The following is a 13,517-nucleotide window of genomic DNA, read 5'->3' on the forward strand; positions in this document are numbered from 1 at the left end:
GCTCCACGGCCTCCCGCGTCCCGGCCCGCGCCGCCGTCGGCATCACGGCCGCCCCGTGCCGCACCCCGGCTCGGGCCGCCGCCGGCCCCTTGGTTCCCCCTGCTATTCATGCCGTCAGACTTCCCCGATCGGGTCACTCGAAGGTCTCTTTGCCCTCCGGGCGGACTCCGCGAGCCCACTCGACGGCCCCCATCAGCCGCTTGCCCTGCGGCTGCACCTCACCCAGCACGACCGCGTCGGTGGCGGTGCCGACCAGCACGGTCGTCTTCGTGGCGGCGATCTCGCCGGGCGCCAGCCGCTCGCCGGGGACCGGCCGCACGGGCCCGAGCTTGATCCGCTGGCCCCGGAACACACTCCACGCGCCGGGGTTGGGCGTGCAGGCCCGGACGAGCCGGTCCACGTGCATGGCGGGCTTGGCCCAGTCCACCAGGGCGTCGTCAGCGTTGATCTTGGGGGCGACGGTCACGCCGTCGGCCGGCTGCGGCCGGGCCTCCAGGGCGCCGTCCTCGACGCCGTCGAGGGTGGCCGCGAGCAGCCCCGCCCCGGACACCGACAGCCGCTCCAGCAGCGTCCCGCTGGTGTCGGTGGTGCGGATCTCCTCGGTGACCACGCCGTAGACGGGCCCGGCGTCCAGCTCCTTGACGATCTGGAACGTGGTCGCGCCGGTGATCTCGTCACCGTGCAGGATCGCGTGCTGGACGGGGGCGGCACCGCGCCAGGCGGGCAGGATCGAGAAGTGCAGGTTGATCCACCCGTGGCGGGGCACGTCGAGCGCGGACTGCGGCAGCAGCGCCCCGTACGCCACGACCGGGCAGCAGTCGGGCTCCAGCTCGCGCAGCCGGTCGAGGAAGGCCGGGTCGCCTGCCTTCGGCGGGCGCAGCACCTCGATGCCCGCCTCCTCGGCGAGCGCGGCCACCGGCGACGGGTGCACCCTGCGCCCCCGCCCTGACTGGGCGTCGGGTCGGGTGACGACCGCCACGACCTCGTGCCGCGGTGAGTCGATCAAGGTGCGGAGCGACGGCAGCGCCGTCTCCGGTGTGCCCGCGAAGACCAGACGCATGCTCTCAGAGCGCCCTTCCGCCGGTCGCGTGCGGCGAGAACTTGACGACGGGGGCGGACAGGCCGCTCCACTCGGCCTCGCGGACCGCCTTCATGGCCAGCTTGCGCTGCTTGGGGTCCATGCGGTCGATGAACAGGATGCCGTCGAGGTGGTCGGTCTCGTGCTGGAAGCAGCGCGCCATGAGGTCGGTGCCCTCCAGCATGACCGGCTCCCCGTGCATGTTGAAGCCCTTGGCGACGGCGCGGATCGCCCGCGGCGTCGGGAAGGCCAGGCCGGGGAAGGACAGGCAGCCTTCCTCGCCCTCCTCGTCGAGCTCGGACGACAGGTCGAGGTCGGGGTTGATCAGGTGGCCGAGCTGCTCGTCCACGTAGTAGGTGAACACCCGAAGACCGACGCCGATCTGCGGGGCCGCCAGGCCGGCGCCCGGCGCGTCCATCATCGTGTCGGTGAGGTCTTTGACCAGCTTGCGAAGCTCCTTGTCGAAGTCGACGACCGGGGCCGCCGGGGTGCGCAGCACAGGGTCTCCGAACAGCCGGATCGACTGGATCGCCAAGGGTCACTCCGTTTCTCAAGCCTGAATCAGGCCAGTTTAGTGTGCTCGAGCGAGCGCGCCTTCATCGCGGCTTTGCGGGCGGCCTTGGCCACCGCCCGGTCGTCGTGGGCCGTGGCCAGCATGTCGAGCACGGCGATCGTGTCGGGGTGGCCGACGCCGGGCATCTCGGCGACCAGCTTGATCAGGTCCTCGCCCGGCTCGGGCGGGTCGAGCCTGCCCGCGGCCGGCCCCGACAGGTGCATGAGGGCGGCCAGCGAGTCGACCGCGATCCACGTGTGATCCTCGGGGCTGAGCGGCGGGGCCTCCAGATCGCGGATGTGCAGCCAGGAAGCGGCGTAGCGGCGCGTCATCGGATGGTCGAGCGCTTGCCTCACCGGTGCCTCGGCCTCCGGTCCCAGCTCTTCCAGGATCGCGCCGACCGCGCCGCGCTGGCCGGCCGTGCCGGACGTGGCGATCTCGATCAGGTCGCGCGCGGCCGACTCCGGCGAGCGGCGCTCCAGCCAGCCGGCGACGGCGCTCTGCGTGGCCGAGCCCTTGACGAGCGCTTCGACCAGCTCGGCCGCCGACAGGTCGGCGAACACCTCCACCTCTTCCGTGGTCGGCGCGTCGTGCCCCTCGCGCAGCAGGTCACGGCGGATGGCCCACACGCCGAGCGGGGTGAGCGCGGTGCGGCCCGCGGCGGTCTGCTCGACCAGGCCGCAGTACGTCAGCAGCGACAGCGCCTCGAGCAACTCGGCGGGCAGCGCGGCGGCGATCCTGCGCATCTCGACGGGTCCGGGCGCGCAGGCGACCTCGTGGGATTGCAGGATGCCCCGGGCGAGGTTGGCGGTGGCGACGCCGGAGCGCACCGAGTAGATCGTGGCCAGCATCTCGGCCAGGTGGCCGTCGACCACGGCCGAGCCGGTCAGGCCGTCGTCGGCGCGGTCGAGCACGTCCATGACCACGCCGTCCCAGAACTCCAGCGTGGCCTCGGCCGTCAGTTGCGTCGGCAGCGGCCCGCGGGACGCTCGGCCACCGAGGATCCGCAGCATCCCGGTGTTGACCGCGACGATCCAGACGAGCCTGAGCCGGGCGGCGGGCAGGCCGAGCTGTTCGGCGGCGGCCACCGCGTCGGCGTCGCCCAGGTGCCCGTCGGCGCTCACCTCGCGGGCGCCCGTCCAGGTGGTGAGCCTGATGGCGTCGGCCACGAGCGGCACCGCGGGAACCGCCGCGGCCAGCTCGCCGTCGGGTGCCAGCAGGACCGGCGGGAAGGTCAGCGCTTCGTGCTCCTCCGCGGGAGGCTCGTCGGCTGGCCGTGGCGGCACGGCGGCCTGCTCATCGATCAGCTTGCGCAGCTCGGAGAGGTCGAAGACGTTGTTGGCCACCCACGAAACTTACTGCACAGCCGTCACATGAGCGTACTCAACGGATGGCGCGGGAGCGTGCTTTGAACGCGGCCTTGCGTGCCGCCTTGGCGACCGTGGTGTCGGGGATGGAGCGTCCGAGCAGCTCCAGGACGTCGACGACGTCGGGGTGGTCGACCCGCCACATTTCCTCGATCAGGTGGGCGGGCGGGCCGGAGGCGGCCATGTTCTCGGCGAAGATCTCGGGGTCCTCCTCGGCCGCGGGCATGGCCAGCGCGAGCATGTCGACGCTGACCCAGAGCAGCTCCTCCTGGGTGAGCTGCGGGGCGGGCAGACCGCGGGCGGCGAGCCAGTGGATGGCGTGCGGGCGCAGCTCCTGGTGGTCGAGGTAGTCACGGACCTGGGGCTCGGCCTCCGCGCCGAGCCGGTCGACGATCGTGATCGCGATGCCGCGGGCCACGGCGGGCGCGCCGGAGGCGGCGGCCAGCAACTCGCCGGCGGCCTCGGGGGCCGTCCTGCCGGTCAGCCAGCGGCTGATGTCGTCCTCGGCGAGCTCAGCGGGCACGCCTTCGAGCAGGGCCTCGATGAGGTCCAGCGCGTCGGCCTCGGCCAGGTCCGGGGCCTGCGGTGCGTCGAGGCCGAGCGACAGGTAGTGCTCACGCAGCGCCCAGACGGCCAGCGGGGTGAGCTCGGCGTCGTCGTCCTCAATCTTGACCATGCCGCACCAGGCCAGCCGGTCGAGTACGGAGGCAAGGCCGAGCCCGTCGTCGCCGGCGATCTCGTCGAGGTAGTCGCCGATCACGGTGATCGGCACGCGTACCTGCAGCCGGTAGAGCATGTCGAAAAGGTCGTAGAGGCCCTCGTCGACGTCTGCGGAGCCGGTGATCGCGCCGCGCGTGTCGCGGTCGAGGATGCGGGCGACGGCCTCGGCCCACTCGCGCAGCGGGTCGCCGGTGTTCGGCAGTGGCCGCTCCCGCAGCATTGGCACGGTCCTGAGCGCGGCGACGAGCTCGTCGCGCGGGGCCAGCCTGGCGGCGGGCAGCGGTGTGCAGCCCGGGCAGTCGCAGGGCTCCTCGCCCAGGTCGGGCAGCTCGCCGGATGGGATGGCGACCGACTGCTCGAGCGATTCTGGGCCGATGGAGCTGAACAGGCTCTTGGCCATGCCGAAGTTGGCCGGGTCGGCGAGCGCCTCCGGCATGCGCGGCTCGATGTCGTCGAGCCGCTCGCGCATCCGCGCCGCCCGCGTCTCCGGCACGGTGCCCGCCTCGCTGAGGTAGTCGACCAGGGTACGGGCGGCGGCGATGGTCTCGTGCGCGCTCTCCGGCGGCGCGATGACCTTGCGCGGATAGATGGACAGCAGCAGCTCGTCGAAGGTTTCCGGAGCGAAGTCACCGAGTTCGTTGACGTTGAGGTAGTCGCTGGCGTAGTCGCAGAGCAGGCGGACCTCGTCCGCATCGACCTCGACTTCCCGCGCGCGCCCCCAGGCGCGCAGGTCGTCGATGGCCTGATTCACCCATTCGATCGACACAGGGGCACGCTAACGGCTGGTCACCAGATGAGCGAATCGGGGAAATGGGCTAAATCAGGTCGAGAGGGTCGACACTCACCCTCACGACATCTGGCGTCTTACGCGCCGCACGTACCCCACTGGCCCCCTTGAGGGCGGCGGCCAGCGCGGCACCGCCGCTCCTGCGCACGCGGATCATGGCGCGTTCCTGGCCGGCGTCGTCGATCGGGACGGGGCCGAGCACCTGGGCGTCGGACGGGAGGCGCACCTCGTCGAGCATCTGCCTGACCGCACTGGCCGCGCCGGTGAGCGTGGCCATCCTGACCGCGGGCGGGAAGCCCAGCTCGGCGCGGTCGGCCAACTCCCGCTCGGCGTGGGTGACCGGGTCCCACCGCAGCAGCGCCTGTACGGCGGGCAGCGCGGCGTCCGCGAGCACCACCAGCTCGGCGGCGGGGCGGAGGAGCGCGGCGGCGTTCATCCAGCGGCGTACGGCCTCCTCGCCGGCCCGCAGGTCGGCCCGGCCCAGCAGCGCCCACCCGTCGAGCAGCACGGCCGCCGCGTAACCGCCCTCGGCGACCGGCTCGGCGCCGGGTGTGGCGACGACCAGGGTGCGCGTGGCGGGCACGGTGGCCAGCACGCCGTCGCGGCCGGAGGTGCGTATCTGGACCGACGGGAAGGCTCTGCCCAGTTCTTCGGCGGTGCGGCGGGCGCCGACGACCACGGCGCGCAGGCGCGGGCTGCCGCAGGAGGGGCACCGCCAGTCGGCGTCCACGCGCCCGCACCAGCGGCAGTAGGGAGCGGCGTGGCCGCCCCTCAGCGCGAGCGGCCCGTGGCAGACCGGCTTCGGCTCGGTGAGCGACCCCGCGAACGCCGTGTCACCACCCAGCGGCGCCGTGGACGCCGCACCACCGCTCGCCGGTCCCGCGGCGTCCTGCTGTCCTATGGAGGCCGGACGACGTCCCTGCGGCCCCGCTCCGCCCACTCCGCCGGGGGACCCCGGCTCTCCCAGGGACCCCGGTCCGCCCTGGGCTTCCGGCCCGCCCGGCCTGCCTGAGCCTCTCGCGCCGCCGAGGCCTCCGGCGGGGGCCTGCCCGGCGGGGTCCGCCGGCAGCACGGCCGAGCCGTCCAGCAGGAGAGCACCGAGCGGGCCGGCCGCCCGGAGGGCCCCCGGAGACCCGGCGCCGGGCCCTCCGGGCGGCACGGCCGCCGCCAAGAGGCCCGGGGCCATCCGGGTGGGCGGAAGGGTGCAACGGGCGGGCGCGCGGCAGTGACGGCAGGCGAGGGCAGGCAGGTAGCCGCGCCTGGGGACCTGGACCAACACGGGCCCGCTCTCCAGCCCGTGGCGCAGGGCGCGCCACGCGATGCTGGGCAGCCTGGCCTGCCGGGCGGCCTGGTCCTTGGCCAGTTCGGCGTCCTCCCCCGCGGGCCGCACCCGTGGGGCGAGGCTCCTGAGCGTCGTCCGGGCGGCCACGATGGGCCTGGCCCAGCGACCGGCGATGAGCTGCGTGGCCTCGGCCGTGCGGGCGTATCCGCCGATCAGCATGGCCGCGCCGGTCCTGTGCGCTCTGAGACCGAGGACCTCGCGGGCGTGCGGGTACGGGGCCAGGCGTTCGGCGTGCAGGTCGTCGCCGTCGTCCCAGATGGCCACCAGGCCGAGCTCTCCGACGGGGGCGAACATGGCGGCGCGGGTGCCGACGACGGCGCTTACCTGGCCTCTCAGGACCTTCAGCCACCGCCTGTAGCGCTCGGCGGGCCCCAGGTCGGCGGTGAGCGCCACGTGCCTGCCCGGCCCGAGCACCCGCTCGAACTCGGCGTCGGCAAGCGCCACGTCCTTGCCGTCGGGAACGACGACGACCGCTCCCCTGCCTCCGTCCAGCGTCGCCCGCACGGCCTCGGCCATCGCCCCGGCCCACCCTCTGGCGCCCGGCAGAGCCGTCCACACGGCCCTGGGGGCGCGCCCGCTGCGCAGCGCGTCCAGGAACGAGGGACCGGTGGGGTACGCGTCCCACGCGCTCCCGCCGTGCGCCTGCTCTTCATCGGGGCCGCCCGGCCGGGCCTCTGCGGCGGCAGGCTCGTCCTGCTTGGGCGTCTCCGCCTCGGCCCTGGCGTGGCGTGGCGGGACGGCGAGGCGGAGCACGTCGGTGAGGGTGCCCGCGTACCGGTCCGCGACCGCTCTGGCGAGCCCGGCGACCTCCGGCGTCAGCACCCGCTCCGGGGACACCACGCGCTCGAGCGGCGTCAGCTTGCCCTCATGCTCGCTCTCTCCGACCCGCTCCAGCAGGAACCCGTCGGCCAGCTTGCCCGCGAACCGCACCCGCACCCGCACGCCCGGCTGGGCCGTCTCGTGCATGGCGGCGGGGATCAGGTAGTCGAAGAGCCGGTCGAGGTGCGGCAGCGGGCTGTCCACCGCCACCCTCGCCACCGGCAGATCCGGAGCGGGGACGACGGCGCCCTTGGTGTCCTTCGACGACACTGGGGGCCGCACGGCATCGAGCGGCAGAAGGGCGTCGTCGGAGTCGGTCACGCCTAACGTCTACCAGACCGTTCCTAAACAGGATCCAGGAGTGACATCTGATGCCACGTCCCGGAACTGCGCGCATCCCGAACGGTTTTGGATGCGCTGGTCTCCCGCGTTCTCGTTCCCTCCGTCCGGCGATGTGCATCGTGTGCACGTTCCGTGACGGGGTGGCGGGGTTCCTCACACCCTCGGACACCACGGTCGGCCTGGATGGTCCGATGCCCACGACGATCGCTCTGGTCGTCGTGGGGCGGTGCCGTCCGTCGCCGGATCGGGTGCCCGAGGGCGCGTCGCCCGATCGCGACACCAGCAGCATCGTGACGGGACATCTTCCTTTTGTTGCTGGTCAGTGGCTTTCGCCAGTGCTGGTCGCCCCACATCGACGTATACGCCGGGTCGACAGCAACGATGGCGAGGCCCTGCTCGGCGGCCATCGACACTAGGCGGGCGCAGAGCTTGCCCGTCGGGATTCCGGAGATCAGCTGCCGGAACCGCTCCCGCGAGCCCGCCGAGCCCGCACCGACCACGAGGCCGCCTCCACGCCCGGCGGCCAGGCCGGCGAACGCCCGCTCAGGGCCGACAAAGCCCAGAGGCGTGCCATCATGCGAAGGCGACGCCTCTGGGCGGCAGAAAAGGTGTCAGAGGCCGGCGGCGGTCCGCAGGGCCTCGGCGCGGTCGGTGGACTCCCAGGAGAAGCCCTCACGCCCGAAGTGCCCGTAGGCGGCGGTCTCGGAGTAGATCGGCCGCAGCAGGTCCAGGTCACGGATGATCGCAGCCGGACGCAGGTCGAACACCTGCAGGACGGCGGCCTGGATCTTCTCCACCGGCAGCTTCTCGGTGCCGAAGCACTCCACGAACAGCCCGACCGGCTGAGCCTTGCCGATCGCGTACGCCACCTGCACCTCGCAGCGGTCGGCGAGACCGGCGGCGACGACATTCTTGGCGACCCAGCGCATCGCGTAGGCGGCCGAGCGGTCCACCTTGGACGGGTCCTTGCCGGAGAAGGCGCCGCCACCGTGGCGGGCCATGCCGCCGTAGGTGTCGATGATGATCTTGCGGCCGGTCAGTCCGGCGTCGCCCATCGGGCCGCCGATCTCGAAGCGCCCGGTCGGGTTGACCAGCAGCCGGTAGCCCTCGGTCTCGATGTCGAGGCCCGCGAGCACGGGGTCGACCACGTGCTCCTTGATGTCCGGTGCCAGCATCTCCTTGAGGTCGATCTCGGCCGCGTGCTGCGTCGAGACGACCACGGTGTCGAGCCGCACCGGCCGGTCGCCGTCGTATTCGATCGTGACCTGCGTCTTGCCGTCAGGGCGCAGGTAGGGCACCGTGCCGCTCTTGCGCACCTGCGACAGCCGCTGGGCCAGGCGGTGGGCCAGCGTGATCGGCAGCGGCATCAGCTCGGGCGTCTCGCGGCAGGCGTAGCCGAACATGAGGCCCTGGTCGCCCGCGCCCTGCCGGTCCAGCTCGTCGCCGTCGCCGTCCACGCGGTGCTCATAGGCGTCGTCGACGCCCTGGGCGATGTCGGGCGACTGGGCGCCGATGGACACCGACACGCCACACGAGGCGCCGTCGAAGCCCTTGTGGGAGGCGTCGTAGCCGATCTCCAGGATCTTCTCCCGGATGACGCCGGGGATGTCGACGTAGGTCTCGGTCGTGACCTCGCCTGCGACGTGAACCTGGCCGGTAGTGATCATCGTCTCGACGGCGACCCGGCTCTTGGGGTCGTCCTTGAGCATGGCGTCGAGAATCGCGTCACTGATCTGGTCGGCGATCTTGTCCGGGTGGCCTTCGGTGACCGACTCGGAGGTGAACAGGCGACGTGACAACTCAGTGGCTCCTCATGCAGCGGCTGCTGACGGATTTAAGGCCCGGGACACAGGGACACATGCCAGGGCCTCGCCGAAGTCTAGCCCTACCCGGTGCCGGGTCGCGAAACCGTACACTACCCGGCCGTCGATCACAGGTCGGGGAGGGGATCGGGTGGCAGGGTCTCCGGCGCGAAGATCTCGGCGTCGGCGGCCGACACCACCGCGGCGTACTCCTCGTCGAACTCGAACGCCATGGAGCCCAGCTGGATGATCGGTCCAGGCAGGATAGGACCGAGTCTGGTGTGCCGCGGGAACTCCACGAACACCGAGACCGGCCGGTCACTCCTCAGCGTCCTGGTGGCCAGCACCGCGATGGACGCGTCCGTCACCACGATCAGGAAGTGGCCCGTTCCTAACGGACTTGAGGTTAATGCCGGGAAGACGTAGTGGATCTCCCCCTGGTCCCCGAGCAATGTCCTGCAACGATCCCTGACAGCGGAACCCACCGGCATTCTGTCCCCCTTCTGCCCAAGTATCCGCAGGCGTCCGGGGGTGTTGCAACAGCTGATCGGGTAATCGGTCTTGCACGATTTGTGCGATCTACGCCCCGTGTGTCACACGCCGTGCCCGCTCAGCCGAGGCGCGCGGCGACCAGGTCCCAGACGGTGTCGGCGACGTCTTCCTTGGGCCCGAGCGGCACGTCGACCGGCTCGCCGCCCGCGACGAGCACAGTCGCCGCGTTGTCGGGCGTGCCGAAGACCAGGCCCTCCCCCACCCGGTTGACGACCAGCAGGTCACAGCCCTTGCGCGCCAGCTTGGCCTGCCCGTTGGCGAGCACGTCGTGCGTCTCGGCCGCAAACCCGACGATCACCAGCGGGTACGCCCCGCGCCCCGGCCGCGCATCGCCGGCGTCCCGCACCCCGAGGCCGGGGTCACTCGCCGGGAGAACGGCATCCCCGGCCTGGCGGCGGCGTTCGCCCAGCTCGGCCAGGATGTCGGGGTTCTTGGTCAGGTGGATGGGCTCCGGCTCCGCATCCGACTTCTTGATCTTCGCATCATGCCGCGTCGCGGGCCGGAAGTCGGCCACGGCGGCGGCCATCACCACCACGTCGGCGCCGTCCGAGGCGGCCAGCACCGCCTCACGCAACTGGGCCGCCGACTCCACCCGCACCACGCTTGCCCCGGCGGGGTCGGGCAGCACGACGTTCGCGGCCACGAGCGTCACCTCGGCGCCTCGGGCGACCGCCGTGCGGGCGAGGGCGTACCCCTGCAGGCCGGACGAACGGTTGCCGATGTAGCGGACCGGGTCGATCGCCTCGCGGGTGCCGCCGGCGGACACCACGATCTTGCGCCCGGCCAGGTCACGCGGCCGGCCGCGCAGCACGCGCAGGCAGACCTGGAAGATCTCGGCGGGGTCGGGCAGGCGGCCGGGGCCGGTGTCGGCGCCGGTGAGCCGCCCGACGGCGGGGTCGATCACCACGGCCCCGCGCTCGCGCAGCGTCGCGACGTTGGCGCGGGTGGCGGGATGCTGCCACATCTCGGTGTGCATCGCGGGCGCGAACACGACCGGGCACGTCGCGGTCAGCAGCGTGTTGGTGAGCAGGTCGCCGGCCAGCCCGTACGCGGCCTTGGCCAGCACGTCCGCGGTCGCCGGCGCCACCACGACGAGGTCGGCCTGCTTGCCGATCCGCACGTGGGGCACCTCGTGAACGTCGTCCCACACCTCCGCCGACACGGGGTTGCCCGACAGGGCGGCCCAGGTGGGCGCGCCCACGAACTTGAGGGCTTCGCGGGTCGGGACGACCCGCACCTCGTGCCCGGACTCGGTGAACAGGCGCAGCAGCTCACACGCCTTGTACGCGGCGATGCCACCGCTGACGCCCAGGACGACCTTCATCGAAGGGGTCAGACCGCGCCTTCGATGGGCTCGGCGTTGAGCAGGCCCTCGGAGACCTCGCGCAGCGCGATGGACAGCGGCTTCTCTTGGGCGTGCGTCTCGACCAGCGGGCCGACGTATTCCAGCAGACCCTCGCCGAGCTGGGAGTAGTAGGCGTTGATCTGACGAGCGCGCTTGGCGCCCATGATCACCAGGGAGTATTTGCTGTCGACGATGTCGAGCAGCGCGTCGATCGGCGGGTTGGTGATGCCCTCCGCGGCCGCGGTAGTGCCTGCCACGATTGTCAGACCTCTCGTTTGGTGGTTGTCGTGACCCCCTGAGGGTCAGTCATCAAGGCTATCAGCCGGCGGCACACTTCCTGGACGCTCGTGTTGACCAACGTCAGGTCGAACTCCGACTCGGCCGCCATCTCGATCCGCCCGGCATCCAGGCGACGCGCGATGACGTCCTCGGGCTCGGTGCCGCGCCCGCGCAGCCGCTTCTCCAGCTCCTCCCAGGAGGGCGGAGCCAGGAACACCAGCAGCGCGTCCGGCATCGTCCCGCGCACCTGTCTGGCGCCCTCGAGGTCGATCTCGAGCAGGGTGGGCACGCCCTCGGCGAGCTTCTTCAGCACGGGCTCGCGCGGAGTGCCATAGCGGTTGCCCGCGAACTCCGCCCACTCGAGCAGCTCGCCGGCCTCCACCAGCCGGTCGAACTCCTCGCCGTCGACGAAGAAGTAGTGGATCCCGTTGACCTCACCGGGCCGGGGCCTCCTGGTGGTCACCGAGACCGACAGCCACACCTCTGGGTGTGCCCGCCGGAGCTCGGCGACGACCGTGGACTTGCCGACGCCCGACGGCCCTGAAAGGACCGTCAGCCGTCGTTCGCTCATGGGCAGGAATCCGACCTCCATCCCCGGTCCGATCGCCTCGTGGGCACTGACCTCGCCGGACCAGGAGCTGCTGGTCACTTTCCTACCCCCCGTTGAACCTGCGCTTTCGTGTGGAACAGAGATTAGCTCTCGTTGCCACCGAACTCGCGCTCGAGGGAAGCCCTCTGGTTCGCGCCGAGACCCCGCACGCGGCGGGACTCGGCGATGGCAAGCCGCTCCATGAGCTGCTTGGCGCGGACCTTGCCCACGCCGGGAAGCGATTCCAACAAAGCCGACACCTTCATCTTGCCGATGACGTCGTCGGTCTGCCCATCCTTGAGCACCTCAGCCAGAGAAACCGCGCCATGCTTGAGCCGGTTCTTGACCTCGGCACGCTCTTTACGGGCCTTGGCAGCCTTCTCCAGGGCTGCGGCGCGCTGCTCAGGGGTCAGGGGAGGAAGAGCCACGCCGGGTCACCTCGAATTTCTGTCGATGTACTCGGACGGGAAGGGAAACTAGCTGGTCATCGCCCCCTAAGCAACGTCAAGCGCGGTTTCTCTCCCTACAAAATCCACTTCATCACTTTGGGTAATCGTAAAATCACACACTGCTGATCAAATCGCCCTCACTTCCCGATTCGCCCGTCGGCACGCGACGATGTCGCGAAACGCAACGATGATCGCATTCAAGTCATCACCCCATGTCCGAAATCCACCCCGGACCAGGCCCGAAATCACGATCAAGAGCCGGCGGACATCCTTTGGATCTTGCCGGAAAGACCCGCTATGATCTTGTACGCACCGCATGGCAGACCGCCGGCTCACCACGGCGTCGGTCAAGCGCGCGTTCGTCACGGCGAGCAACCCGCGAGCCTTCACGACCGGCCATGACGGACGGCAACGGGGTACGGCGCGTGCGGGCACGGTGGCTTGCCGTAAAAGATCTTCTGTTGCGTACGGCGGGCGCACGGCCGAGGCGCGACAGCCCGCCGCGTCACGGCTGAGACTTGCGACGTGGCCCCCAGCAGCCGCACGCAAAGCCGGCGAGGCCGCCAGGCCGACGCGAAACGAGCACAAGGCTCGAGGCCGGCACGGAACGCGACGTGAGGACGCCGCGCGTGGCGAGACGGCACGGGCCCGGGAGCGCGGCCTGCCAGCAGAAACCAGCGTCGAGACGCTCCAGCCCCGCAGGCAGAAACCAGCGCGGGGCCCGGGTGTGGTCGGCGGGGGGCGTGGAGACGCGCGGCGCGTGCGGGTTACGTGGCGCGGCGGAGGGAGGCGGCGATGGCGGCGGCGGTGGCCCCCGGGTCCGCGGAGCCGGTGATGGGGCGACCGATGACGAGCAGGTCGGCGCCGTCCGCCAGCGCCTGCTCGGGCGTGGCGACCCGCATCTGGTCCTGCGTGGCCGCGCCGGTGGGCCGCACGCCGGGCGTGATGAGCGTGATGCCGTCCCCCACTTCGGCCCGCACCGCCGACACCTCGTTGGGCGAGCACACCAGCGCCGTGGCGCCCGCCTCGACCGACAGGGCGGACAGGCGGCGCACCGCGTCGTCGGCGGGTCCGAGGAGCCCGATGCGATCCAGGTCGGCCTCGGTGAGCGAGGTCAGGACGGTCACCGCGGCGATCTTGGTGTGGGGCGCGGACTCCACGGCGGCCCGGATCATGGCGGCGCCGCCGGCCGCGTGGACCGTGAGGATCGAGGGCCGCAGCCGGGCGACGGCGCGGGCGGCGCCGGCGACGGTGTTCGGGATGTCGTGCAGCTTGAGGTCGAGGAACACCTGCACGCCGCTGGCGCCCCGCACGGAGGCGATCACGTCGGGACCGTAGCGGAGGTAGAGCTCCAGGCCCACCTTGACCGTGCTGACATGGGGTGTCACGAGGGCCGCCCAATGGGCGGCGGTCTCCAGGTCAGGAGCGTCGAGGGCGACGGCGATCGGTGCGGGTGTCAAGACGTGCTCTCCTCGGTTTCTGTGCTCAAGACG

Annotated in this window: 12 protein-coding genes; all 12 read right to left on the reverse strand. The window is 71.8% G+C overall.

Annotated elements, in window-relative coordinates:
- Positions 1-133 precede the first annotated feature (133 nt).
- Entirely contained in the window at positions 134-1,060 is a 927-nt protein-coding gene (fmt, locus tag ETD86_RS32475) for a methionyl-tRNA formyltransferase (protein ID WP_138670477.1), read from the reverse strand.
- Between the two features lie 4 nt (positions 1,061-1,064).
- Positions 1,065-1,613 carry a peptide deformylase gene (gene def / locus ETD86_RS32480; RefSeq protein ID WP_138670478.1) on the reverse strand — a complete coding sequence of 183 codons (549 nt, stop codon included), beginning with the start codon at positions 1,611-1,613 and terminating at the stop codon, positions 1,065-1,067.
- A 26-nt stretch (positions 1,614-1,639) separates the two neighbouring features.
- A complete protein-coding gene (locus tag ETD86_RS32485; RefSeq protein WP_138670479.1) occupies positions 1,640-2,977 on the reverse strand; it encodes a hypothetical protein in 1,338 nt (445 codons plus the stop codon).
- A 37-nt stretch (positions 2,978-3,014) separates the two neighbouring features.
- Complete coding sequence (locus tag ETD86_RS32490; protein WP_138670480.1) at positions 3,015-4,484, reverse strand: hypothetical protein; 1,470 nt, start codon at positions 4,482-4,484, stop codon at positions 3,015-3,017.
- 49 nt (positions 4,485-4,533) lie between these two features.
- Positions 4,534-6,987 carry a primosomal protein N' gene (locus tag ETD86_RS32495; RefSeq protein WP_138670481.1) on the reverse strand — a complete coding sequence of 818 codons (2,454 nt, stop codon included), beginning with the start codon at positions 6,985-6,987 and terminating at the stop codon, positions 4,534-4,536.
- Positions 6,988-7,619: 632 nt separating this feature from the next.
- Positions 7,620-8,807 (reverse strand): methionine adenosyltransferase, encoded by a 1,188-nt coding sequence (gene metK, locus ETD86_RS32505; protein ID WP_138670482.1) that lies wholly within the window; start codon positions 8,805-8,807, stop codon positions 7,620-7,622.
- 131 nt (positions 8,808-8,938) lie between these two features.
- A complete protein-coding gene (locus tag ETD86_RS32510) occupies positions 8,939-9,178 on the reverse strand; it encodes a hypothetical protein (protein ID WP_246148546.1) in 240 nt (79 codons plus the stop codon).
- Between the two features lie 242 nt (positions 9,179-9,420).
- Positions 9,421-10,686 carry a bifunctional phosphopantothenoylcysteine decarboxylase/phosphopantothenate--cysteine ligase CoaBC gene (coaBC, locus tag ETD86_RS32515; protein ID WP_138670483.1) on the reverse strand — a complete coding sequence of 422 codons (1,266 nt, stop codon included), beginning with the start codon at positions 10,684-10,686 and terminating at the stop codon, positions 9,421-9,423.
- 8 nt (positions 10,687-10,694) lie between these two features.
- Positions 10,695-10,964, reverse strand: coding sequence for a DNA-directed RNA polymerase subunit omega (gene rpoZ, locus ETD86_RS32520; RefSeq protein ID WP_127931975.1), 270 nt, complete (start codon positions 10,962-10,964; stop codon positions 10,695-10,697).
- A 5-nt stretch (positions 10,965-10,969) separates the two neighbouring features.
- The gene (gene gmk, locus ETD86_RS32525; RefSeq protein WP_138670498.1) at positions 10,970-11,578 is read right to left on the reverse strand and encodes a guanylate kinase; all 609 of its coding nucleotides are present in this window, start codon (positions 11,576-11,578) and stop codon (positions 10,970-10,972) included.
- Between the two features lie 101 nt (positions 11,579-11,679).
- Positions 11,680-12,003 carry an integration host factor, actinobacterial type gene (gene mihF / locus ETD86_RS32530; RefSeq protein WP_020541698.1) on the reverse strand — a complete coding sequence of 108 codons (324 nt, stop codon included), beginning with the start codon at positions 12,001-12,003 and terminating at the stop codon, positions 11,680-11,682.
- A gap of 788 nt (positions 12,004-12,791) precedes the next feature.
- On the reverse strand, positions 12,792-13,484 hold the full coding sequence (pyrF, locus tag ETD86_RS32535) for an orotidine-5'-phosphate decarboxylase (RefSeq protein WP_138670484.1): 693 nt from the start codon (positions 13,482-13,484) through the stop codon (positions 12,792-12,794).
- Positions 13,485-13,517: the final 33 nt, after the last annotated feature.

The sequence above is a fragment of the Nonomuraea turkmeniaca genome (assembly GCF_005889735.1).
Lineage (GTDB): Bacteria > Actinomycetota > Actinomycetes > Streptosporangiales > Streptosporangiaceae > Nonomuraea > Nonomuraea turkmeniaca.